Origin of the sequence: uncultured Psychrobacter sp. (genome assembly GCF_947495825.1) — a bacterium.
Taxonomy (GTDB): domain Bacteria; phylum Pseudomonadota; class Gammaproteobacteria; order Pseudomonadales; family Moraxellaceae; genus Psychrobacter.
Window position 1 is genome coordinate 25,618 of record NZ_CANMAH010000010.1, and the last position, 22,209, is coordinate 47,826.

The 22,209-nt window shown below is 43.0% G+C and carries 20 protein-coding genes; 11 read left to right on the forward strand and 9 right to left on the reverse strand.

What is annotated here, in order from left to right:
• The first annotated feature begins 59 nt into the window (after positions 1-59).
• The 3 genes from Q0895_RS10915 to Q0895_RS10925 all read left to right on the forward strand — a co-directional run bounded on the left by Q0895_RS10915 (position 60) and on the right by Q0895_RS10925 (position 2,584).
• Positions 60-881 carry an SPOR domain-containing protein gene (locus Q0895_RS10915; RefSeq protein ID WP_299188844.1) on the forward strand — a complete coding sequence of 274 codons (822 nt, stop codon included), beginning with the start codon at positions 60-62 and terminating at the stop codon, positions 879-881.
• Between the two features lie 145 nt (positions 882-1,026).
• On the forward strand, positions 1,027-2,118 hold the full coding sequence (locus Q0895_RS10920) for a PTS transporter subunit IIC (RefSeq protein WP_299188846.1): 1,092 nt from the start codon (positions 1,027-1,029) through the stop codon (positions 2,116-2,118).
• 220 nt (positions 2,119-2,338) lie between these two features.
• Complete coding sequence (locus Q0895_RS10925) at positions 2,339-2,584, forward strand: hypothetical protein (RefSeq protein WP_299188849.1); 246 nt, start codon at positions 2,339-2,341, stop codon at positions 2,582-2,584.
• A 137-nt stretch (positions 2,585-2,721) separates the two neighbouring features.
• Here the strand turns inward: Q0895_RS10925 and Q0895_RS10930 are convergent, their stop codons facing one another.
• From Q0895_RS10930 to rdgB, 5 genes are all read right to left on the reverse strand, one after another.
• Complete coding sequence (locus tag Q0895_RS10930; protein ID WP_299188850.1) at positions 2,722-3,738, reverse strand: SDR family NAD(P)-dependent oxidoreductase; 1,017 nt, start codon at positions 3,736-3,738, stop codon at positions 2,722-2,724.
• A 290-nt stretch (positions 3,739-4,028) separates the two neighbouring features.
• Positions 4,029-5,303, reverse strand: coding sequence for an ATP-dependent protease ATP-binding subunit ClpX (gene clpX, locus Q0895_RS10935; RefSeq protein WP_299188852.1), 1,275 nt, complete (start codon positions 5,301-5,303; stop codon positions 4,029-4,031).
• Between the two features lie 101 nt (positions 5,304-5,404).
• A complete protein-coding gene (gene clpP / locus Q0895_RS10940) occupies positions 5,405-6,043 on the reverse strand; it encodes an ATP-dependent Clp endopeptidase proteolytic subunit ClpP (protein ID WP_075103735.1) in 639 nt (212 codons plus the stop codon).
• A gap of 557 nt (positions 6,044-6,600) precedes the next feature.
• Complete coding sequence (gene tig / locus Q0895_RS10945) at positions 6,601-7,944, reverse strand: trigger factor (protein WP_299188853.1); 1,344 nt, start codon at positions 7,942-7,944, stop codon at positions 6,601-6,603.
• Between the two features lie 462 nt (positions 7,945-8,406).
• Complete coding sequence (gene rdgB / locus Q0895_RS10950) at positions 8,407-9,012, reverse strand: RdgB/HAM1 family non-canonical purine NTP pyrophosphatase (protein ID WP_299189017.1); 606 nt, start codon at positions 9,010-9,012, stop codon at positions 8,407-8,409.
• 499 nt (positions 9,013-9,511) lie between these two features.
• Here rdgB and Q0895_RS10955 point away from each other — a divergent pair, with 499 nt between their 5' ends.
• Positions 9,512-10,144, forward strand: coding sequence for a superoxide dismutase (locus tag Q0895_RS10955; protein ID WP_299188854.1), 633 nt, complete (start codon positions 9,512-9,514; stop codon positions 10,142-10,144).
• Positions 10,145-10,254: 110 nt separating this feature from the next.
• On the opposite strand, the gene Q0895_RS10960 is transcribed toward Q0895_RS10955, so the two are convergent.
• On the reverse strand, positions 10,255-11,073 hold the full coding sequence (locus Q0895_RS10960) for a DUF72 domain-containing protein (protein WP_299188855.1): 819 nt from the start codon (positions 11,071-11,073) through the stop codon (positions 10,255-10,257).
• A gap of 46 nt (positions 11,074-11,119) precedes the next feature.
• A complete protein-coding gene (locus tag Q0895_RS10965) occupies positions 11,120-12,166 on the reverse strand; it encodes a polyprenyl synthetase family protein (protein WP_299188856.1) in 1,047 nt (348 codons plus the stop codon).
• A 629-nt stretch (positions 12,167-12,795) separates the two neighbouring features.
• On the opposite strand from Q0895_RS10965, the gene fadB reads away from it, so the two are divergent.
• The 4 genes from fadB to Q0895_RS10985 all read left to right on the forward strand — a co-directional run bounded on the left by fadB (position 12,796) and on the right by Q0895_RS10985 (position 17,858).
• Positions 12,796-14,955, forward strand: coding sequence for a fatty acid oxidation complex subunit alpha FadB (fadB, locus tag Q0895_RS10970; protein ID WP_299188859.1), 2,160 nt, complete (start codon positions 12,796-12,798; stop codon positions 14,953-14,955).
• A 193-nt stretch (positions 14,956-15,148) separates the two neighbouring features.
• On the forward strand, positions 15,149-16,321 hold the full coding sequence (gene fadA, locus Q0895_RS10975) for an acetyl-CoA C-acyltransferase FadA (protein WP_299188860.1): 1,173 nt from the start codon (positions 15,149-15,151) through the stop codon (positions 16,319-16,321).
• Positions 16,322-16,572: 251 nt separating this feature from the next.
• A complete protein-coding gene (locus Q0895_RS10980; protein ID WP_299188862.1) occupies positions 16,573-17,148 on the forward strand; it encodes an isochorismatase family protein in 576 nt (191 codons plus the stop codon).
• 107 nt (positions 17,149-17,255) lie between these two features.
• Positions 17,256-17,858, forward strand: a complete 603-nt coding sequence (locus Q0895_RS10985) for a DUF1287 domain-containing protein (RefSeq protein ID WP_082638096.1) — start codon at positions 17,256-17,258, stop codon at positions 17,856-17,858.
• A 118-nt stretch (positions 17,859-17,976) separates the two neighbouring features.
• Here the strand turns inward: Q0895_RS10985 and asd are convergent, their stop codons facing one another.
• Positions 17,977-18,816 carry an archaetidylserine decarboxylase gene (gene asd / locus Q0895_RS10990; RefSeq protein WP_058369936.1) on the reverse strand — a complete coding sequence of 280 codons (840 nt, stop codon included), beginning with the start codon at positions 18,814-18,816 and terminating at the stop codon, positions 17,977-17,979.
• Between the two features lie 118 nt (positions 18,817-18,934).
• On the opposite strand from asd, the gene dtd reads away from it, so the two are divergent.
• From dtd to phoR, 3 genes are all read left to right on the forward strand, one after another.
• Entirely contained in the window at positions 18,935-19,387 is a 453-nt protein-coding gene (gene dtd / locus Q0895_RS10995; RefSeq protein ID WP_299188871.1) for a D-aminoacyl-tRNA deacylase, read from the forward strand.
• A gap of 129 nt (positions 19,388-19,516) precedes the next feature.
• Positions 19,517-20,221 carry a phosphate regulon transcriptional regulator PhoB gene (phoB, locus tag Q0895_RS11000; RefSeq protein WP_299188873.1) on the forward strand — a complete coding sequence of 235 codons (705 nt, stop codon included), beginning with the start codon at positions 19,517-19,519 and terminating at the stop codon, positions 20,219-20,221.
• 71 nt (positions 20,222-20,292) lie between these two features.
• On the forward strand, positions 20,293-21,393 hold the full coding sequence (gene phoR, locus Q0895_RS11005) for a phosphate regulon sensor histidine kinase PhoR (RefSeq protein WP_299188875.1): 1,101 nt from the start codon (positions 20,293-20,295) through the stop codon (positions 21,391-21,393).
• On the opposite strand, the gene Q0895_RS11010 is transcribed toward phoR, so the two are convergent.
• On the reverse strand, positions 21,390-21,980 hold the full coding sequence (locus Q0895_RS11010) for a M23 family metallopeptidase (RefSeq protein WP_299188876.1): 591 nt from the start codon (positions 21,978-21,980) through the stop codon (positions 21,390-21,392). The two genes, phoR and Q0895_RS11010, sit on opposite strands and share 4 nt — an antisense overlap.
• Positions 21,981-22,209: the final 229 nt, after the last annotated feature.

The window sequence follows — 22,209 nt, forward strand, 5'->3', positions numbered from 1 at the left end:
CGCAGACGTCAAAGAGCAATAATTTGATTACGTTAGATTCAGTAGGGAGATAAAGATCCATGCTAGCCAAAAAACCTAAAGGTGCGACAGAAAAGCGCAAGTCAAGTAGCGTATCAGGCTTATTATGGATGTTAGTCGGGGCTATATTGACGCTTATGATAGGGGTATTTTTATACCTGTCACCATTATTTGATTTCAGTCCTGCTGATAATACTGCCGGTACAGATCCGGATCGGCAAGTGCAGCCGCGTGTTAATACTGACACCGATAATAGTGATTATGAATTCTATGATATCTTGCCCAATCAAGAAATGGCTACTATCCCTGATGAAGACCTTAATGAGACAGGTCAGCTAGGCGACTCAGGCGCGTTTGAACCTGATGTCGTGGTTACTCAACCTGAAGACAGCTCTAGCAGTAATGATGACCCAGGTAACTTTGGTATCTCCGAAAACACCACTATTGAGCCCAGTCGCGACAACAATGCAGCAACTAGTGACAGTGACAATGATATCGTTATCGTTGAAGAAAATGCGACCTATGATGGGTCAACGCCTGCTAGTAACAACGGCAACAGTAACTCTGCCAACCGTGCCAATAACGCAGGTGCAGGCACTGCCAGTATACAACCAGCCAAACCTGCGACCACTTACATTTTGCAAATCAATAGCTTCGGTGATGCTGATGAAGCTGATCGCCGACGCGCCCAAGTATTGATGGCTGGCGTTGACGCTAGAGTGGTAAAAAACACCACAGGTAATGGCTTACCAATCTATCAAGTCATTTCGCGGCCGATGAGCACTCGTCAAGCAGTGACGACTGCACAGCAGCGCTTACAAAATAATGGTATCGATTCTATTATCGTTGAGCAGCGTCGTTAGATTGGACTGATTGTAAGTTTTCTATAGTTTGTTAATGATTAAAGAGCGTCGCAATAGCGCTTTTTTTATCTCTAGTTTTTAATAAAACTTTACTTGGCTGCTTTATTATATTTTGACAATCGAAAAAACCACAAAGAGTATGGCTATGACTGCATCTAACTCCGCCCCATCTACCAACATGATTAAAGCATTTTTTCAAAAATATTTTATTGATGCTTTTACAGGTATGGCTCTAGGGCTATTTGTCACCTTGATTGCAGGTCTTATTATCTCACAAATCGGTGGTTGGGTAGGCATACCAGCCCTTGTCGCTGTCGGTAAATTGGCTTCTATCTTGATGGGCGCTGGCATTGGGGTGGGCATTGCTTATTATCTTAAAGCACCAACATTGGTCATGCTTAGCTGCTTAGTAGCTGGCATGCTTGGCGCCCATTCTGGTGCCTTGATGGCGGGGACGCTTTTTACGCCGCAAGAGGGTGGACCTGCAACCTTTGTAGCACTGCCTGGTAATCCGATAGGGGCGTATTTGGCATCAGTATTTGCTTATCGCGCTGGGACATGGGTCGCAGGCACAACTAAGCTGGATATTCTATTAGTGCCACTTGTGGTGTGTGGTATCGCGCTATTGGTCTGTGCGCTACTCAACCCACCTATCGTCGCTGCTGTTGATGCTATTGGACAAGGTATCCAAGCGGCCACCGAGTTACAGCCGTTATTAATGGGAATTGTGATTGCAGTCGTGGTTGGCATTTTACTGACGCTACCAACCTCAAGCGCGGCTATATGCATCGCTATTGGACTTGGTGGTTTGGCTGGCGGGGCGGCTGTCGTCGGCTGCGCGGCGCATATGATTGGCTTTGCCGTGGCTAGTTTTAAAGACAACGGCATGAGCGGTGTGGTTTCTCAAGGTCTAGGCACGAGTATGTTACAAATTCCTAATGTACTAAAAAAGCCGTTGATTTTATTACCAGCCGTTATCGCAAGCGCTATCGTTGGTCCTATCGCGACGGTCGGCTTTGAACTTGCTTGTACGGCCACAGGCGCTGGCATGGGCACTGCTGGCCTAGTTGGAGTGTTTGGCGTCATTGAGGCGTCAGAAGGAATGATGAGCACAACGCAGTTATGGACAGCGATTATTTTATTAATGTTTTTACTGCCAGCAGTGATTGCCGGTATCGTCGCCTATATAATGCGCCGTATGGGCTGGTTAGTTGCTGGTGATATGAAGCTGCCTTAATATCTTAAAGAAAAATCCGCGTTTGGTCGAAAAATATTTATCTAAATTAACTATCTTTTCAAATTCTTTGCTCAAAACTGAATACTGATTTACTTATCATACTTTATATTATTATTTCACCTTATATTGCTATAAAGTTGCTGTTTTGTAATAAATTCCTTATAATACGGAGATTAATCAAACTTTTGTTTAACTCACTATTTTTTGGATTTTGAAAGATATGAACAGCTTTAATAAATTACTCGTCTTAACATTTACTACTCTTATTTTGTCTGCTTGTGCTAGTACACCTAAGTCTTATACGACTTGGTATAAAGAAGGGGCAACTAAACAAAGCGTCAAAGATAAAATTGGACATTGTCGAGTAGAGGTGGGTGCTAAAGATCTTTCAGAGGAAAAAGCTAAACAATTAGTAGGTTATTGCATGAAATCAGAAGGTTATCGCTTAGAAACTTTCACTCGTTAATTGATAGATTATATTTGTTTGAAAATAATACCTGAAATATTAGAAAGCCCAGTTATGCAAATTAACTGGGCTTTTTATATGGGAAGTTTTAGCTATATATTATTAGGCTTTTTACACCTAAAGGCTTTAAAAATAAACTATCTAGCTGTGTTTGGTCTTTTATTACGACGCGGTTTTAGCTTGCGAGACAGCTTATTGACGTCGTTTAACACTTGACTATATCGTGCTGGAAAGACGCGTTGTACAGCATCAATCATTTTGGCATCATTACCAATCAAACAGCGCCGCTGATTGGTCGCCGCCGCCTCTAATATAATCCAAGCAGCCTCACTAGCGTCAAATTTTAAAAACTTATTAAAACTTCTGATAGCTTTTGGACCAGTACGCATGCCAATGTCGTTTATACTGTCATTACCGCGCGCGCTATTGGCGATATTGGTTTTAATACCTCCTGGATGAATACAGGTTGCTGACACGCCGCAGCGCTGAATGTCTAACTCTTGGCGCAGACTTTCGGTAAAGCCGCGCACCGCAAATTTACTGGCGTTATAAGCAGACTGTGAAGGCTGAGCGGTCAGTCCAAACAGGCTTGAGATATTGACGATATGACCGTGCTCATTAAACTTTCGTGACTTATTGTTTATCTTAGCAGCACTGCTTTCAGTTTCACTGAGTTTTACGCTATTTTTGATCAAAGGCAAAAACGCCTTGGTGCCATAAACTACGCCCCAAAAGTTGATATCCATCACCCATTCAAGCTCGCTAATGCTACTGCCTTCTACGGTAGAGTAGAGTGCGACGCCTGCATTGTTAAAGATAAAATTCACTTTACTATGATCGCTCATGACCTCATCGGCCCAAGCTTCAACTGCTTTATTGTTTGAGACATCAAGTACTGTCGTTGTCACTTTGATATCATAACCAACCAGTAAATCCTTGGTTTGGGCCAATTGCTCAGCGTTAATATCGGATAGCGCAACATGACAGCCCATTTGCGCTAAATGAATGGCAAGCTCGCGTCCCATGCCAGATCCTGCACCAGTAATCGCGGCGACATGATCGCGGTAATAAGGAGTTAGGTCGCGATCGTTATTGGATGAGAAAGGTAAGTGTTGGCGTAATGAGCTCGCCATAGTAGTCACGTTATTGAGCATGTAAACAGTCCTTTGTTATAGTCATTAATGGTCAGTATCTAAACGCAAGATTCAAGTTAAACGGTAGCAATTAAAATCATGATTAAGGTAAATATCTACCTTAGCATGATTTTAGTTCTATCTATTTACCATTAATAGACGCCACTGTCATTTTGGTGCAATGGAAATTTTTGAGAATCCGGTAAAAAAATTAGCAGACATAAAAAAAGCGTCTTAGCATGATATGCCAGACGCTTTCTCTACAGCGATAGCTAATTATTGTTAACTAGCTATCTTAGCTAAACAATAAATTAAGCTATTTTGGGTGTTTTACCTTCGTTGATAACATGCTCATCAACCATTACTGTTTTGGCATTTTTCATTGAAGGCAGCTCATACATGGTCTCAAGTAGGGCATTTTCGACGATAGAGCGTAGGCCGCGCGCGCCCGTCTTGCGCTCCATAGCCTTTTTAGCAATTGCATCAAGCGCTTCTTGAGTAAAGCTAATCTCAGCACCTTCCATATCGAACAGATACTTATACTGTTTTACCAGTGCGTTCTTAGGTTCAGTTAGAATCTGTACCAGAGCTTCTTCGTCGAGCTCCTCAAGCGCTGCCAACACCGGCAGACGACCGATTAGCTCAGGAATAAGACCAAACTTAATCAAATCTTCTGGCTCAACTTGTTGTAGCAAATCTGAGCTACGGCGACTGTCATCTTTTGAGCTAACATCAGCGTTAAAGCCAATACCGCCTTTTTCCGTACGCTGCTGAATCACTTGATCAAGGCCCGCGAACGCACCGCCAACGATAATGAGGATATTGCTGGTATCCACTTGGATCAGCTCTTGTTGTGGATGCTTACGGCCACCGTGCGGTGGGATAGCAGCGACTGTACCTTCGATAAGCTTGAGTAGGGCTTGTTGTACACCTTCGCCTGACACATCGCGTGTAATAGACGGGTTATCGCCTTTTTTACTGATTTTATCAATCTCATCAATATAAATGATACCTTGCTCAGCCTTGCCTACATCATAGTCAGAGGCTTGCAATAACTTTTGTACGATGTTCTCAACATCTTCACCGACATAACCGGCTTCGGTTAAAGTAGTGGCATCAGCCATTGCGAAAGGTACATCTAGTAGACGTGCTAAGGTCTGCGCCAGTAAGGTTTTACCAGAGCCAGTCGGCCCAATCAGTAAGATGTTACTTTTGGCCAGCTCAACCATTGCATCATCGGCGCCAATTTTGACCTTTTTAGAGTCGTTAGCTAAGGTTTGGCTAACTTTTAGACGCTTATAATGGTTGTAAACAGCGACAGACAATGCTTTTTTGGCAGCGTCTTGACCGATGACGTACTCATCAAGCTTGGCACGCAACTCTTTAGGAGTTGGCAGTTTTTTGTTGACCCATGAGGTATCAATTTCGCCATCAGAATTATCATCAGTTGCGCTATCAGCGATTAAATCTGTGCATAGCTCGATGCATTCGTTACAGATATTGGCATCGTCAGCGGCAATAAGCTGCTTGACTTCACTTTTGGCTTTGCCACAAAACGAGCAATGCGGGTTGTTATCTTCTGCCATATAAAGGCACTCCTAAAATTTAAAGCTTACAAATATTTGGCGTGTGTCCATCATAGCCCAAACGCCAAGCGCTCAGGCCGAAGGGAGGTATCAGTCAATATCTACAAAGAATCCGGACGACGCTCTAATACTTCATCAACCAGACCATACTCTTTGGCCTCACGGGCATCTAACCAAAAGTCACGCTCAACATCTTTTTCGATTTTCTCTACTGGTTGACCAGTACGCTCAGCCAAAATCTCATTTAAGCGCGCTCGTGTTTTTAGAATTTCACGAGCGTTAATTTCGATATCTGTTGCCTGACCTTGAGCACCACCTGAAGGCTGATGAATCATGACACGAGAATTGGCTAGTGCATAACGTTTGCCTTTTTGACCAGCGGCCAATAGGAAAGAGCCCATGCTGTAAGCACCGCCCATACAGATAGTCGATACTTCAGGTTTGATAAAATTCATAGTATCAAAAATAGCCAAACCTGCACTGACTGAACCACCTGGTGAATTGATATATAAATGGATATCTTTATCAGGGTTTTCAGCTTCTAAAAATAGCAGCTGTGCGACGATTAGATTGGCCATGTGGTCTTCGACTTGACCTGTCAAAAATATCACACGCTCACGCAGCAAGCGCGAGAAGATATCAAAAGAGCGTTCACCGCGTGACGACTGTTCGACAACCATAGGCACCAATGCAGCTTGAGGTGCATTTTGCATGCTTTGCACATCGTTGTGCGCACTCATTAGCATATCAAAATGAGGGTTGGCGGTGATGCGATCATAATCTGTCATAAAATGTCCTATAAACAAGTGTATAAAATAGAGTTCAAAATGAGCTAAGGGTTTGTCATGCTACAGTCTAATAATGGTATGCAAAATAGTGTATCAGACAATAATATATAAGCGTTATTAAGTATTAAGCCTTATTTAATATAAACACTTCGTAATCAACAACCATAGTAATTAATAACAACAACTGACGCTATGATAACTGGTTTAATTATGAGGCTGTATTAATTTTCAGTTAACTTCAACAATCAATAGTAATACTCAATGACTTGGCACCTAAAATAATCGGGCTTCTACGTTTGCGTTTATACAAACCCTAAAAAGTAGCGATTAAACGGACAGCGTGACTCACAATAACAATTTAAATGGCTGTACAAAGAATGGTTTCCTATTGATAGGGTGTTTGTGCTCAATTATCAAGGGGTAGCCTCATAAACCACGAATAAAAATGCCCCAACAAATCGTTAGGGCATTCTTGTTACACTCTAATTCAATAGGGCAAAAACGCTAATTTACATAGCTTGTTGCTGTTGTTGCTGAGCGGCCAGTAAGTCTTGGTAGCTAACTTCTTTGTCAGTTACGTTACCTTGATCAATGAGATAATCAACCACTTGGTCTTCTAATACAACAGACTCGATGTTGGCGCGTTGCTGCTTGTCATTGGTGTAGTACTCGATGACTTCGCTTGGGTCTTCATAGTTTTCTGCAGCTTCTTTAATGAAGTTCTCAACACGCTCTTGATCTACCTCAAGGTTTTGTGTGTCGATAACACGGGCAACGATGATACCAAGACGGGCTGCACGTAGTGCTTGCTCTTCAAATAGTTCATTTGGCAGCATGTCTTTATCAAAGCTATCAGCACTAGCGCCAAACTGCTGAGAAAAACGCTGCATCATCATGTTGCGTTGACGCTCGATTTCTTGCTCTAGCATGGCGTTTGGTACGTCAAACTCGTTCTTTTCTAGCAAGGCATCAAAAGTCGCTTGCTTGACTTGGCTACGAGCCGCGTTTTTGATTTCGCGCTCCATGTTTTTACGTACGTCTTCTTTTAGCTTGTCAACGCCGCCTTCGGTCACGCCGAATAACTCTAGGAACTCGTCGTCGATTTCAGGTAGCTTGGCTCTTTCGACCAATTTTACATTGATTTTGAACTGTGCTTCTTTACCGGCTAGGTTTTCTGCTTGGTAATCTTCTGGGAAGGTCACATCGATGACTTTTTCTTCGCCAGCTTTCATGCCTTTGATGCCCGCTTCAAAACCTGGGATCATCTGGTTGCTACCGATAATCAATTTAAAGTCTTCAGCTGAGCCACCTTCGAACTTCTCACCATCAATTGAACCTTCAAAGTCAAAAGTCACTTGGTTGTCTTTGGCTGCCATGCCTTTTTTCTCGACGAACTCTTGACGCTGCTTTTGTAAGTTTTCGATCATAGTATCGACGTCTTCATCTTTAACAGTCGCTGTATGACGCTCAACTTCAATCTCATCGATGCCCTGTACGTCAATTTCTGGGAAGATCTCAACAGTGGCTTGATACACTAAAAAGTCGTCTTCTAGTTTGACGTCGTCGATGTTTGGCATGCCAACGGCGCGGATGTCTTCAGATTTGATCGCTTCAAAGACCGTATCACGGATCACATCGTTGATCACTTCTTGCTGGATGCCAGCACCGTACTGTGAGCGGATGTGCGACATAGGTACTTTGCCTTTGCGGAAACCGTCGATTTTGGCAGTTTTTGCAACTTGGCTGATACGGCCTTCAACTTTATTTTGAATTTTTTCAACAGGAACTTTAACCGTCAGCTGGGTTTCTTTTTCCGACAGCTTGTTGGTTGTGACTTGTAAATCTGTAGCCATGTTAATTACACCTTTATGATTAAAATAACAGACAATCGTCCTTTTAAATATACAAGGGTTATGCCGATTGCCATTGGAATGAATAGGGGCACTAAAGTACTTATGTTTCGATACTGATAGGTTGGTCATTAAATAGTGCAAATAATACTATCTAGGATCCTATCCAATATCGATAATCCAAGACCAGTTTTCTCTACCAAAAGCATTGCAATGACTATTGCACTTTCATACGTGATGCTTTTATAAATGGTACAGTCGACTAGAATCTTGCAATAAAATTTTAAAAGTAGAACAGTATAATCTATCTGTTAATTAAAGTAAAAGCTATCTGTCAGGATGGACGGTAAGCAAAAACAATAATAAATAAAAGCACTAATCGATAAGTATAAAAAGTTAAGACTAAAAACTTATTATTATAAAAAGAACGGGCGCTATTTATGTCAGTAGCCGCGATATAAATAGCTATAACTGCTCTAATAGCTGCTGGATAGCTTGCCCGCGGTGGCTGATGCTGTTTTTGTCAGAAGCACTTAGGCTTGCGGCGGTTGCGTTTAGCTTGGGCAACCAAAACAGCGGATCATAACCAAAGCCACCGTCACCATGCGGTGCCTCCAAGATTTCTCCATGCCATAAACCTTGAGCGATAATCGGCAACGGGTCATCAGCATGACGTACCATTGCCAGCACGCAAACGAACATTCCTTTAATAGGCGCATCCGGCTGTTCATCACGGATAGGCTGCAAGTCAGCGATAAGCTTGGCGTTGTTCTTAGCATCATTGCCATGCTCGCCTGCGTAGCGTGCCGAGTAGATGCCAGGCGCGTTTTCCAATACTGGTACGCATAAGCCTGAGTCATCAGCAATAGCAGGCAGTCCGCTAACTCGGCTGGCATGACGCGCTTTAATGATGGCGTTTTCAACGAAACTTAAACCATCCTCGATAGCGTCCTCAATGTTTAATTGCCCTTGTGGTACGATAGTAATATCTAAGTCAGCTTCAGCAAAGAGTCTTTTAAATTCTGCAAGCTTACCCTTATTATTACTGGCGAGTACCCATTTTTTTGGCATATGATTTTGAATAGATGAAGGTGATGAAAAAGCAGAGCTCATAAGATACGTCCGTGATGGTTTGATAAAACTTATTAATTTTCAAGTAATTTAGTGGTTTTATATTTTGACGGTTTTATAATGTGTAATTTACAGTCAACGTTGCGCTTATTATCTAGTGTTTGAAGCCTTATAAATAAGGTCTATAACATTCGGTAACTGATATTGTCTTAATGTCTTGCTATAATAGCTGGCAAGCTACAGTGAATTATAGCTTATAGCTTGTGAATTTAAAGTTAATAATAACTTTTAAGTCAATCACTTGGCTTTTGAGTGAATAACAATGTTTATGCTAATTTGTTTAGATTAGCCTTTAGATTCATCATGATGGGCAATAGCGCATCAAGCAATAACGTTCATTCATTAACAATAAACTCAGCCAATTTAGCTCGGTATTTTGTGGTATTTTGTTTGAGATACATAAAATATGAGTGGCCAAATCAGCAAGGATAAAATAACTATGTCAAAGATTACTTTACCAGACCTACCTTATGCAAAAGATGCACTTGAGCCGCATATCAGCGCCGAGACGCTAGAATATCACCATGATAAGCATCACGCTGCCTATGTCAATAAACTAAACGATTTGCTACCAGGTTCTGGCTACGAGGACAAAACTTTACCAGAAATCATCCAAGGTACAGCGAAGGATGACAGCAAGCAAACGATGTTTAACCAAGCAGCGCAAGTATGGAACCACACGTTCTATTGGAACTGCATGACGCCAGATAATGGCGGCGGCGAGCCAACAGGCGACTTAAAAGGCAAAATCGAAGAAGATTTCGGTAGCTATGATAAGTTCCGTGAAGAGTTCAAAAACGCAGCGACTTCACAGTTTGGTTCGGGCTGGGCATGGCTTGTAACTGATAAAGTCGGTGGCAAATTATCAATCATGAAAACCAGTGATGCAGATAACCCATTGGCTCATGATAAAATTGCGGTATTGACTTGTGATGTATGGGAGCACGCTTACTACATCGATTATCGTAACCGTCGCCCTGACTATGTTGATACGTTCCTAGACAAACTTGTGAACTGGGACTACGCAAACGCAAAGTATAAAGGTCAAGATGCAGGTAATGAAGGTAAGTAAGCCTTTTTAGACTTGACGAGTAAATAAAAAAAGGACGCTGAGAGGCGTCCTTTTTTTGGTTTAAAGCATAAAACTATGTGGCACTAATTGCTTTTCATATGGTTTAAATATCAAAGTACCTCAAATCCAAACTTACCCAAAGCATCCCTAAGCATTGCAATATTATAATAAGCATGGGCATTGACGGTATTTTGAAAGAAGATATATAACGTATCAAAATGCTGACGCTGATTAGCAATCGCCTGCACCCAGTTGTTCATCTCCGCCTCAGAGTAGCGATAATCATGACGATCACTCGCACTCATCGCATCCCACCAGCCTGTATTATTACCATGCATACGCAAATAACCTGTGCGCTCGGTAAATATCAGTCGTGACGGCGGTAGTCCGCTGACTTTGGGATAATCGACGCTGCACCAAATCAGACCCTGCTTCGTAAAGCTATCGACCACTTGCGGGGTGTGCCAGCCATTATGACGAAACTCAACAGCCAGTGGATAATCTTGAAACCAACTAACGAGGTTTGCTAGATAGAGACGATGCTCGCGAGTACGATCAAAGCCATGCGGGAATTGCAGTAATAAAGGCGCAAGAGCATCAGCTTCGATTAGCGGCGTCAAGGCATTAAGAAAAGCTTGCGCATGATCGCTTGTGCCTTTACGGGCATGAGTAAAGTCTTGATGCAGCTTGACAGCGAATTTTAGCTGACTGTCTGCTTGCACGTAGGCTTTATCGACCATACCAGCAAAGGCTTTTTGGCCGATAGGCGCGTAAAAGGTACTGTTAATCTCGACCGCGCCATATTGCTTGGCATACTCCCGTAAGAAGTCAGCCTTCTTAGTGTCAGTTGGATACAGCGTACCTAATAAGTCAGTATCACTATAGCCGCCAGTGCCAAGGTAAATAGTAGGAGTAGGGGTACTGTCCATGTTGACCACGCTATATCGTTTCTACATTGAGTTGACTGTATTATTATTATTTTTTACGCGACCATAACCATTCTATCAATGCCAATAATGCATTATCATCTACATTACCGCCAAGCTCGCGAGTGATAGCGGCTTGTCCGTTATTAAATAATAATTGAGCGTAGTCTTTGGCAGCGCTCACGCCCATCAGTTTTACATAGGTAGATTTGTCTAGTTTTTCATCACTACCAGCGGGTTTGCCCAAGGCGTCAGTAGAGGTGGTGACGTCCAAGATATCATCTTGAACTTGAAAGGCCAGTCCAATATGCTGCGCACAGTCCTGCAATGCTATACGCTGTAGCGCTGTTGCCCCCGCACAGATACCGCCCATTAGCATAGCAGCTTCGATCAGTGCGCCAGTTTTATCGCGATGAATGGCCTCTAGTTCTTCTTGAGAAATATTAGTACGCGCTTCAGCATTGAGATCCAGCATTTGACCCGACACCATGCGGCGAGCACGCGGCGCAAATACGGCCGATAGCTGGCTTGCAATGTCTGAATCAAAAGGCGCGAAGGTTGGCAGCTCTGCGGTTAAAACCTCAAAGGCCAAAGTTTGCAATACATCACCCGCCAGCAGAGCCGTTGCTTCGTCAAACACAATATGACAAGTTGGCTGACCACGGCGCAGCTCGTCATCATCCATACATGGCAAGTCATCATGTACCAGTGAGTAGGTATGCAATAGCTCTACAGCCAATGCAGCGCGGCGACACATGTCATAATCTGAGTCGTTTTCTAGCAGTGATTGTAAGTCAGCGATTTTGGCGTGATCTGTTAAATTTGAGATGTCAGATGAAACGTCTGTCACTATATCTGCTTCACTATTCACATTTATACTGGCATCAATACTGACAAAACTACTGGCCACTAATAAAGGTCGTACCAACTTGCCTTGTCCTGTCATCACGTAGCGACAAGCGTCATCGAGTGGACTTGGTAAGTTTGCATAAGCAAATAATACGTCAATATCTTGCGCTAACTGTGCGCGCAAGGTGCTATAAAACTGCTCAAAATTGGTAAAAGGAACAAAACGAGGCGCAGTAGAAACAGACATAACTCAACCAACCACCATATAAATAAAAGTAGAGAATACGGGAATAAAAATAGATAACAAGCTAGTGTAGCATGATAGCTGATATGGCTTATGCGTATATGCTAAGCGCTGTTTTATTTTGGTTACGTATTGATGATTTAACTTATAGGTTGAATGTGTTTTGATGAAGTAATCATACGTCTTGGTACTGTTGCCCAATCAAATAGATTGTATTTATAATTCATAAGCTAATACACATATAAAAAAAACTAGTGACAAAGTATAAGGTACAAGCTAGTGATAAAGTATAAGCTACAAGGTAGCTGTCAGTGACTGGTTGACGAGTTTGGATTTTATCAATTAATGTTAATAGTGACTTGTGAGTCTGGTATTAGCTTGTGACAGTTGGGGGCATAATCCCCTACACTAAATGACGTCAAAACAGTATAACCAGGCGCCATATCGATGAGTGCAGAATAATAAACACATCATTACTGTCTTTTATCAGTCGTTGAGTTATAGACTGATAAATTGGCAGTAATTTTATTCGTTTTATTTACAACCATTAGCTAGTTATCTTAATTCTAAAACGTAGCTTTTATAATTTGATCTTTATTACATAGCTTTTATTACATAGCAAGGAGTTTCAAATGGTATACCAAGGAAATCGCATCACGGTGACAATGCTAGAGGATGGCATCGCCAACATGCAATACAACGCCGAAAATGAGAGCGTAAACAAGTTCGATGCCGAAACCAATAAGCAATTTGATGAAGCGGTAAGCGCGCTTGAACAGTCTGATGATGTCAAAGGCCTTATCGTCACCTCAAGCAAAGGCGTATTTATCGCTGGGGCTGATATTACTGAATTTGTCGGCTCATTTAAGAAGCCAGAGAGCGAGATTAAAGATTGGGTTGTCGGTATCAACGAGACTTTTAACCGTTTTGAAGACTTACCGTTTCCAAAAGTAGCGGCTATCAATGGTGCAGCACTGGGCGGTGGTTGTGAGATGACCTTGGTTTGCGAATATCGTGTCATGAGTGACAAAGCGATTATCGGACTACCAGAAACTCAGCTAGGTATTTTCCCAGGTTTTGGCGGTACGGTTCGTAGTACTCGCCTCATCGGTATCGATAATGCGCTTGAATTAATCGCCACTGGCAAACCAAAAAAACCACTAGAGGCTCTCAAGCTAGGTTTGGTTGATGCAACCGTTCCTGCTGATGACTTACAAGATGCTGCGGTTGATCTGGTCAAAAAATGCATCTCAGGCGAGCTTGACTGGCAAGCCAAGCGTGAAGAAAAACTAAACCCTGTTAAGCTAAACCAGCTTGAGCAAGCGATGGCGTTTAACAGTGCCAAAGGCATGATCTTCTCTAAAGCCAATCCTAAGCAGTACCCAGCACCAGCCCTCGCGATTGAAGCGATTGAAAAGCATGTTAACTTGCCACGTGACAAAGCAATTGAAGTTGAAGCTGCTGGTTTTGCCAAAGCTGCTAAAACGCCGCAAGCAGAAAGCTTGGTCGGTCTGTTTTTAAACGACCAACTTGTCAAAAAACTGGCCAAAAAGCATAGTAAACAAGCACATGACATTAATGAAGCGGCCGTACTGGGCGCTGGTATCATGGGCGGCGGTATCGCTTATCAGGCAGCCAGCAAAGGCTTGCCAATTATCATGAAAGACATCAAGTCTGAGCAATTAGATTTGGGTATGAAAGAGGCCAGTAAAATATTAAGTAAAATGGTCGATCGTGAGAAGATGACTCCAGCCAAAATGGGCGAAACTTTGAGCCGTATCCGTCCAACGCTTAACTATGGCGACTTTGCTGAGACTGACATTGTCATCGAAGCGGTAGTGGAAAATCCTAAAGTTAAGCATGCCGTACTAAAAGAAGTAGAAGGCTTAGTCAAAGATGACTGTATTCTTGCCTCGAACACTTCAACTATCTCTATCACGCATTTGGCAGAAGTGCTGGACCGTCCAGAAAACTTTGTCGGTATGCATTTTTTCAATCCAGTACACCGCATGCCTCTGGTTGAAGTCATTCGCGGTGAAAAATCCTCTGAAGAAGCGATTGCAACCACCGTTGCGTTGGCCTCTAAAATGGGTAAAGTACCGGTCGTAGTCAATGACTGCCCAGGTTTCTTAGTGAACCGCGTATTGTTCCCATACTTTGGTGCGTTTGATTTACTACTCAAACAAGGCGCTGATTTTGTCCATGTTGATAAAGTCATGGAGAAATTTGGCTGGCCGATGGGTCCTGCTTATCTAATCGACGTCGTCGGTTTAGATACAGGCGTACACGGTGCAGAAGTGATGGCAGAAGGTTTCCCTGACCGCATGAAGCCTGATTATAAAGGCGCGATCCAGCATTTGTATGAAAACGAGCGTCTAGGTCAAAAGAACGGTGTTGGGTTTTATAAGTACGAAACAGATAAGCGCGGCAAGCCAAAGAAAGTCGCTGATGACGCCACTTACGAGCTGTTAAAAGCCACTACAGACAGCGACACGCAAGAGTTTGATGATCAAACCATCATTGACCGTACCATGCTAGCTTTCTGTAATGAGACCGTACGCTGCTTAGAAGACAATATTGTTAGCACGCCATCTGAAGCTGATATGGCCATGATTATGGGCGTTGGTTTCCCGCCATTCCGCGGTGGCCCTTGCCGTTATATCGACCAAATGGGTCTCGATAACTACTTGGCACTATGCGAAAAATACGCGCACCTTGGCAAAGCTTATGAAGCCCCGCAAAAGATTCGCGACATGGCAGCATCAGGCGAGACTTTTTACGCCACAGCGTAACGAGCATACCGTATTAGGATAAGTGGGGTGCGTTTGCAGGCATCGCTATCGATGATAAAGTAGACAGCAAGCGCACCGTTTTAGTCGGTTCAATTTGTTTCTAGCCCTAAAAATTAGGTATACATGTACATATCGTATCTAGTAACAAAGCGAACTGATAACACTGACAATAAAAATTGAAAAGGAAAATAGTATGACAACTTTAAGTCCAAAAGATGTGGTCATCGTAGACGGTGTACGCTCAGCGATGGGAAAATCTAAAAACGGTATGTTCCGTCATGTACGTGCTGATGATATATCAGCTGAGTTGATGCGAGCGTTGGTTGAACGCAATGACTTTGATCCAAAAGAGGTAGAAGACGTCATTTGGGGTTGTGTTCAGCAAACCTTGGAGCAAGCTTACAATATCGGTCGTAATGCCGCTCTGTTGGCCGGTATTCCGACCACAGTCGGTGGGCAAACGGTCAACCGTCTATGCGGCTCGTCGATGCAAGCGATTCATACAGCAGCAGCACAAATCATGACCAATCAAGGCGATATATTTATCGTGGGCGGTGTCGAGCACATGGGTCATGTCGGTATGATGCATGGTTTGGATATCAACCCAGCTGCATCAAAGCACTATGCCAAAGCATCCTATATGATGGGTCTGACGGCTGAGATGCTTGGTCGTATGAACAACATCACCCGCGAAGAGCAAGATGCTTTTGGTCTTGAGTCACATCGCCGCGCGTGGGCTGCGACTACGGAAGGCCGTTTTGAAAATGAAATCATCGGTATCGAAGGCCATGATGCAGATGGACGTCTGCAGCTATGTACCGTTGATGAAGTGATTCGTCCAGATGCAACGATGGAGCAAATGCAAAAGCTACGTCCAGCTTTTGATCCAAAAGGTGGTACAGTAACGGCTGCGACCTCATCAGCCTTGTCAGATGGTGCGTCGGCAATGTTGATGATGAGCGCCCAAAAAGCCAAAGAGCTGGGTCTTAAGCCTCGCGCCCGTATCCGTAGCATGGCAATTGCAGGGTGCGATGCCGCTATCATGGGTTATGGCCCAGTACCAGCCACCAAAAAAGCGTTAAAACGTGCTGGTATGAGTATTGAGGATATGCAGACCATTGAGCTTAATGAAGCCTTTGCTGCTCAAAGTTTGTCAGTACTCAAAAACCTCGATTTGCTTGATAAGCAAGAAATCGTTAATGTCAACGGCGGTGCCATTGCGCTTGGACATCCGTTAGGTTGTTCAGGTTCACGTATCACAGTCGCTCTCTTAAATGCAATGGAGCAAAACGACACTGAGATCGGTCTATCGACTATGTGTATTGGTCTTGGTCAAGGTATTGCTACTATTATCGAACGTGTTTAATCGTTTAGACTTGCCGTAGTTTTGCAAAATTTAAACGTGCTAACACAAGCCTTCAGTTAAATAACTGGAGGCTTTTTTGTTTGTAAGCATTCAAGAACCATCTATGACATAACGTTCGTAAGTTGTTAATAAAGAGGATGTTCATTGACGCACTGGACGAAATATGACTAAATAAGCGTATATCCAATAACTATAAACCAATCATTTAGTCTGCAGCGATTTGCTGCAAATGTACAAGGAGTGTACCTACTATGACCACTATGATTACTGATCGTACTTATCGTATCGCTCGCGAAAACACGCAAGCAATGCTTATCGATGTACAAGAGCGCTTAACGCCGCATATTTATGATCACGAAAATATCGTCAAAAAAATAACCACATTAATAAAAGGTCTACAAGCGCTTGATGTTCCTATCATGCTTAATGAGCAATATAAAAAAGGTCTTGGTGATACGTTGCCTGAAGTTTTTGAGCTCTTAGAAGGTGATAATGCCAAAAGCTTTGAGAAGGTCACATTTAGCGCCTGTGACAACGATGATTCGTGGCATTATTTGGCACAGCAAAACCGTAGCATCGTTTTATTATTCGGTGTTGAGACGCATGTGTGTGTCATGCAAACGGCGCTAGATTTACTAGATAATGGTATGCAACCAGTCATCGTTGGTGATGCGGTAGGATCACGCTTTCCATACGATAAAAAACAAGCCATACGGCGTATTCGACGCGCAGGTGGGGTAATTACTACAGTTGAGACTATCTTGTTTGAGCTGTGTCGCACAAGTCGCGACCCTGCATTTAAGACCATTAGTAATCTGATTAAGTAGTCAATTATCGTTAAATTTAATTATCATTGAGGGTAATTATTAAACGATCTAGATAATAAATTGCCTAGTCAGATTTTGTTAAAAACAGACAATATAAGGCATAAACGATGAATAGGGTAAAGCAGTACGGTTTTAAACCGCTCTTAGCAGTTGTATTTTCAATGATGGTGATACAACCAGTGATGGCTGCCAGTCCTATCAGTAGTGGTAACAAGCTGGCAGCAGATGCCAAAAAACAAATCGGCGTAACAGTCAATTATGATGCCACTTATCAAAAAATGGACTTTCCACGTGGTGATGTACCGATGAAAACGGGGAGAAGTACCGATGTCATCGTACGTGCTTATCGTTTGCAAAATATAGATTTACAACAGCTAGTCAATCACGACATGAAGTCGAATTGGTCACAATATCCAAAGAATTGGGGATTAAAGTCACCGGACAACAATATCGACCATCGCCGAGTGGCCAATCTTGAAGTGTTTTTTGAGCGACACGGAAAATCCCTATCTGTCACTGACAAAGACAGTTTTCAGACAGGGGACATTGTGACGTGGCGACTGCCAAAAGACAACGTGCCGCATATTGGTATCGTCTCAAACAAAAAGGCTGCCGATGGGACGCCGCTTATTATTCATAATATTGGAGATGGTACTCAAGAAGAAAATATCCTTTTTACCTATCCTATAGCCAAACATTTTCGTTACTAAAACGCTTGGTACAGATGATATAAGGTTGTTCATAGCGTAAATGATGAATAATGTGGCGCAAAACAAAACCCAGTCAGTGATGCCATATCATTGACTGGGTTTTTTGGTGGGTTTTTATTTATTTGTCAGTATGGGCTACACCTAGTAATTGACCCATTTGTACCACGCTGTTCGCCGTTATATTTTCTTGCCAGTCAGCTTTTGCAGCTTTAGGTAATATGACAATAGCGGTTGACCCCAGATAAAAGCGCCCAAGCTCATCACCTTGAGCCAAAACCATACTATGCTCAGCTTCTTGAATATCGTCGGTACGGGTAATCTTCCCCGTTGCTACCGTCTCGATACCAGCGACAATCATTGCGCCCACCATGACGACTGCTGCTTTGCCGTATTCGGTATCAAACATACAAACCAAACGCTCATTACGAGCAAACAAGTCAGGCACGTTGGCAGCAGTGATATTATTGACTGAAAATAACGTACCTGGCACATAGCGAGTTTTGGTCAAGGTACCTGTAAAAGGCATATGCACACGGTGATAGTTGCTGGGCGCTAAATAAACAGTAGCAAAACTACCATCAGCGAAGTAGCTACCATCGTCACTATCAGCAAGTAGCTGTCCGATGTCGTAGTAGCGCCCTTTAGCTTGAAGTAGCTTATGATCGTTAATTTGACCAAGCTGCGAGACAATGCCGTCAGCAGGGCTTACAATGCCATGGACGGTGGTATCGATAGCACGCGCATCACCTTTGAGCTCACGGGTAAAAAAGTCGTTAAAGCTCTCGTAAGCATTTAAGCTTTGACGTTCGTATTCATCTAACTTTACGTCATACGCTTTTGCAAAGCTGCGAATAAAAGCACGTTTAACCATAGGGTGGCGACTGGCCGCCAAACGTCCAGCAACTTTACTAAGTTTTTGCTGCGGTACAAACTGCTGAATGGTAGTAAATAAGGTCATAAAGAGTTACCAAAGTAGTTGTTAAAATAAGAAAATAAAAGTTGGAAATAATAAATATTTATATTTTATCATGGTCAGCACTTAATCGTATGACCATAATTGTTTAAGGATGCAGTTTATGAAAGCTCTAATCCAGCGGGTAAACCGTGCTAGTGTTATAGTCGATGAATGTTGTATAGGCTCGATTGAACATGGGCTCTTGGCATATATTGGCTTAGGACCCAATGATGACTTACAGCATGCAAAACGAATGATCGATAAAATTGTCACTTATCGCATTTTTGAAAATACAGATGATCCAGCCAAGCTTGGCAAACTAGATAAAAATGTACAACAGGTAGGTGGCGGATTATTACTGGTATCACAATTTACCTTAATGGCCAAAACAGACAAAGGACGACGCCCTGATTTTGGTGGTGCGATGTCGCCTGAGGCTGCAAAAGTATTGTTTGGACAGTTAGTCGCTTATGCAAAGACTCAGCATCCCAACGTTGCAACGGGACAATTCGGAGCTGACATGCAAATCGACAGCGTCAATGATGGGCCACTAAACTTTTTGTTAGAAGTTTGAAGTGCGAATGTCATCAAACTGTCATAATTAACGCGTTTAATAGACGGTTATTAATGAGTATTTACCGGCTTTTTTAGCTAAAAGTTCCTTCTTATATAATTATTCAGCGCTTAATAATAAGGTTGTCCTATGCATAATGAGCAAATTTTGATTGTCGAAGATGAGCCTGCGATTCGTGAAATGGTAGTGATGACATTGGAGATGGCCGGATTTGAGAGTTTGCAAGCGGCTGATGTGTCAAAGGCGCATCAACAAGTGGTTGATCATCGTCCTGCGCTTATCTTATTAGATTGGATGTTACCTGGAGATAAAAGCGGTATTGATTTTTGTCGTATGCTCAAAAGCGACGAGCTGCTGGCTGAGATACCAGTCATTATGCTGACGGCCAAAAGTGAAGAGGACAGTAAAGTTCATGGGCTTGATGCGGGTGCTGATGATTATATGACCAAGCCTTTTTCGACACGAGAGCTAATCTCAAGGATTAAAGCAGTACTGCGTCGTAGTAGTGCGCTGAGTGCTGATAAGCCCATTGAGATAGGTAAGCTGAGCCTAGACCCCAAAGGCCAACGCGTCACGGCTAATGATAAGGTTGTAGACATCGGACCGACAGAATATAGGTTATTGGCGTTTTTTATGAGTCATCCGGAGCGTGCTTATACGCGCGCACAACTGCTCGATCAGGTATGGGGCGGTAATGTTTATATCGAAGATCGGACGATCGATGTGCATATCAGACGTCTGCGTAAATTATTAAAACCCCACGACTGCGATACTTTAATCCAAACAGTTCGTGGTACTGGCTACCGGTTTTCGAGTCTCATTGAACCAGTATGAGCCAGTTCTAGACAGAACGACATATGAATGACAAAGTAACGCAGTAGATAGTCGTAAGGGTAATGAAAGATATGATAACGCCTATAGAAAACGAGCACCAAGACGAGCCAGAACAGCACCCGCAAGATCAAGTAGCGCAGCAAGAAGTGATGGGTCAGCTCAAAAAAATCAGAAGCTCATTACGCGCTCTACAAGACGCCGTAATATTGCTCAATGATGATGATAGTCTAGAGTGGTGGAACCAAGCTGCTGAGGATTTGCTATTGCTACAAGCAGCGGATAAAGGTAAGAGTATTTTTGATTTTATCAATGTGCCTGAGTTTCGCCAGTACTATCAAACCATGACGACACCTAACGATGGTGTGCATATGGCTTCTTGGCGAGACCCTAAGCGTTACTTGAAATGTGAGCTCACCCCTTTTGGGGACGAAAAACTATTAATCATCTATGATGTGACTCGTCTGCATCATTTGGAACAAATGCGCCGCGACTTTGTGGCAAATGTCTCACATGAGCTTAGAACGCCATTGACAGTCCTAATGGGTTATCTCGAAAACTTCTCAGATCAGCCAGACATGCCGCCGCATTGGCAGCGTGGGTTTGAGCTGATGACCCAGCAGACAGCGCGTATGAATAGAATCGTCAATGATTTATTACTGCTGTCTCGAATTGAGATTGAAGAGACGCACGAGTTTCATTATATTAATATGACCAAACTGCTAACCCATATCTACGATGATGCACAAGCTTATAATAGTGAATATGGGCATAGCATACATTTGCAAATAGATACCTATGACGGTTTATACGGGTCAGAGATGTATTTAAATAGCGCCTTGTCTAATTTGGTCATCAATGCCATCAAATACACACCCAAAGGCGGCAATATCACAATCAGCTGGGCCAAGACCTCTGAAGGCTGCCGTTTTGCTGTTGAGGATGATGGTATCGGTATTGCGCCGCAGCATATTACGCGGTTGACTGAGCGTTTTTATCGTATCGATAGTGGTCGTAGCCGTGCCACAGGCGGCACTGGATTAGGGCTAGCAATTGTCAAACATGTCTTGTATCAATACGATGTAAACTTACAAATAGAGTCAACAGAGGGCGTAGGATCGACGTTTAGTGCGTTGTTCCCCGCCAATCATGTGCGATCTGATCCTACGCTCTAGTCTTTTTGCAAAAGTGGGTAAGGGTTGACGGCGCTGCCATTGATATAAATACCATAATGTACATGCGGCGGTGTCCCTTTAGCATTACCACTGTCACCGACATAGCCAATGATGTCACCAACATTTACCCAGTCATTAGGAGATATATCAGCATAGTCTTCTAGGTGTGCATAGTAGTGCCCTGCGCCGCCAGGTCCGACCATCACTACGACACGCCCGCCCAACGTATTTTCGCCAACCTTACTGACAATGCCTTGCGTCGTTGACTGTACTGGTGTGCCGCGCGGTGCAAATATATCGATGCCTTCATGTGTGCGCCCTTGGCTACGAGCAGCGCCCCAAGTATCCGTCAGGTGCTGCTCTGGTAGCGGACTCGGTAGGCTATTTTCTGTGGGCAACTCCTGCTGTAGTAAGCTTAGCTGTTGCCATTTTGCGACGACAAATGACTGGGTTTGCTGACTGATGCTGGGAAGGAGTTTGTCAAATATAAATAATAGGGCCAATAGCACAGCAGCTTTGATCACCACACTTAGCACACGGCGCAAAAGTGTAGGCTTTGGTTGCTGGTTTTTTTTATCTACTGGCATCCTCGCCTCTTATGTTTGTTTCGTTGTTCACACTACTATTATAAGAGACTTGTTTACGCACCTCTGTATAGCATTGTTATATGACGTTTTTATCCCCATAAAGACTAAGGCTGAACATACAGTACTATAGTCAGTATAGAATAAAATCGTTACCTTTATAGCCATGTGCTATAGGTATAGATGTTAGAGTGACTCGACTATATTTGTGATTGTTTCTTTTGTGATTTTC

What these genes read in the sequence shown, in the direction of transcription:
- Q0895_RS10955 (WP_299188854.1), top strand. Translation starts at nt 9,512, where the DNA reads ATGTCAAAGATTACTTTACCAGACCTACCTTATGCAAAAGATGCACTT.
- Q0895_RS11010 (WP_299188876.1), bottom strand. Translation starts at nt 21,980, where the DNA reads ATGCCAGTAGATAAAAAAAACCAGCAACCAAAGCCTACACTTTTGCGC.
- Q0895_RS10960 (WP_299188855.1), bottom strand. Translation starts at nt 11,073, where the DNA reads ATGGACAGTACCCCTACTCCTACTATTTACCTTGGCACTGGCGGCTAT.
- clpX (WP_299188852.1), bottom strand. Translation starts at nt 5,303, where the DNA reads ATGGCAGAAGATAACAACCCGCATTGCTCGTTTTGTGGCAAAGCCAAA.
- asd (WP_058369936.1), bottom strand. Translation starts at nt 18,816, where the DNA reads ATGACCTTATTTACTACCATTCAGCAGTTTGTACCGCAGCAAAAACTT.
- phoB (WP_299188873.1), top strand. Translation starts at nt 19,517, where the DNA reads ATGCATAATGAGCAAATTTTGATTGTCGAAGATGAGCCTGCGATTCGT.
- fadA (WP_299188860.1), top strand. Translation starts at nt 15,149, where the DNA reads ATGACAACTTTAAGTCCAAAAGATGTGGTCATCGTAGACGGTGTACGC.
- Q0895_RS10915 (WP_299188844.1), top strand. Translation starts at nt 60, where the DNA reads ATGCTAGCCAAAAAACCTAAAGGTGCGACAGAAAAGCGCAAGTCAAGT.
- Q0895_RS10980 (WP_299188862.1), top strand. Translation starts at nt 16,573, where the DNA reads ATGACCACTATGATTACTGATCGTACTTATCGTATCGCTCGCGAAAAC.
- dtd (WP_299188871.1), top strand. Translation starts at nt 18,935, where the DNA reads ATGAAAGCTCTAATCCAGCGGGTAAACCGTGCTAGTGTTATAGTCGAT.
- Q0895_RS10930 (WP_299188850.1), bottom strand. Translation starts at nt 3,738, where the DNA reads ATGCTCAATAACGTGACTACTATGGCGAGCTCATTACGCCAACACTTA.
- tig (WP_299188853.1), bottom strand. Translation starts at nt 7,944, where the DNA reads ATGGCTACAGATTTACAAGTCACAACCAACAAGCTGTCGGAAAAAGAA.
- phoR (WP_299188875.1), top strand. Translation starts at nt 20,293, where the DNA reads ATGATAACGCCTATAGAAAACGAGCACCAAGACGAGCCAGAACAGCAC.
- Q0895_RS10985 (WP_082638096.1), top strand. Translation starts at nt 17,256, where the DNA reads ATGAATAGGGTAAAGCAGTACGGTTTTAAACCGCTCTTAGCAGTTGTA.
- Q0895_RS10965 (WP_299188856.1), bottom strand. Translation starts at nt 12,166, where the DNA reads ATGTCTGTTTCTACTGCGCCTCGTTTTGTTCCTTTTACCAATTTTGAG.
- clpP (WP_075103735.1), bottom strand. Translation starts at nt 6,043, where the DNA reads ATGAGTGCGCACAACGATGTGCAAAGCATGCAAAATGCACCTCAAGCT.
- fadB (WP_299188859.1), top strand. Translation starts at nt 12,796, where the DNA reads ATGGTATACCAAGGAAATCGCATCACGGTGACAATGCTAGAGGATGGC.
- Q0895_RS10925 (WP_299188849.1), top strand. Translation starts at nt 2,339, where the DNA reads ATGAACAGCTTTAATAAATTACTCGTCTTAACATTTACTACTCTTATT.
- Q0895_RS10920 (WP_299188846.1), top strand. Translation starts at nt 1,027, where the DNA reads ATGACTGCATCTAACTCCGCCCCATCTACCAACATGATTAAAGCATTT.
- rdgB (WP_299189017.1), bottom strand. Translation starts at nt 9,012, where the DNA reads ATGCCAAAAAAATGGGTACTCGCCAGTAATAATAAGGGTAAGCTTGCA.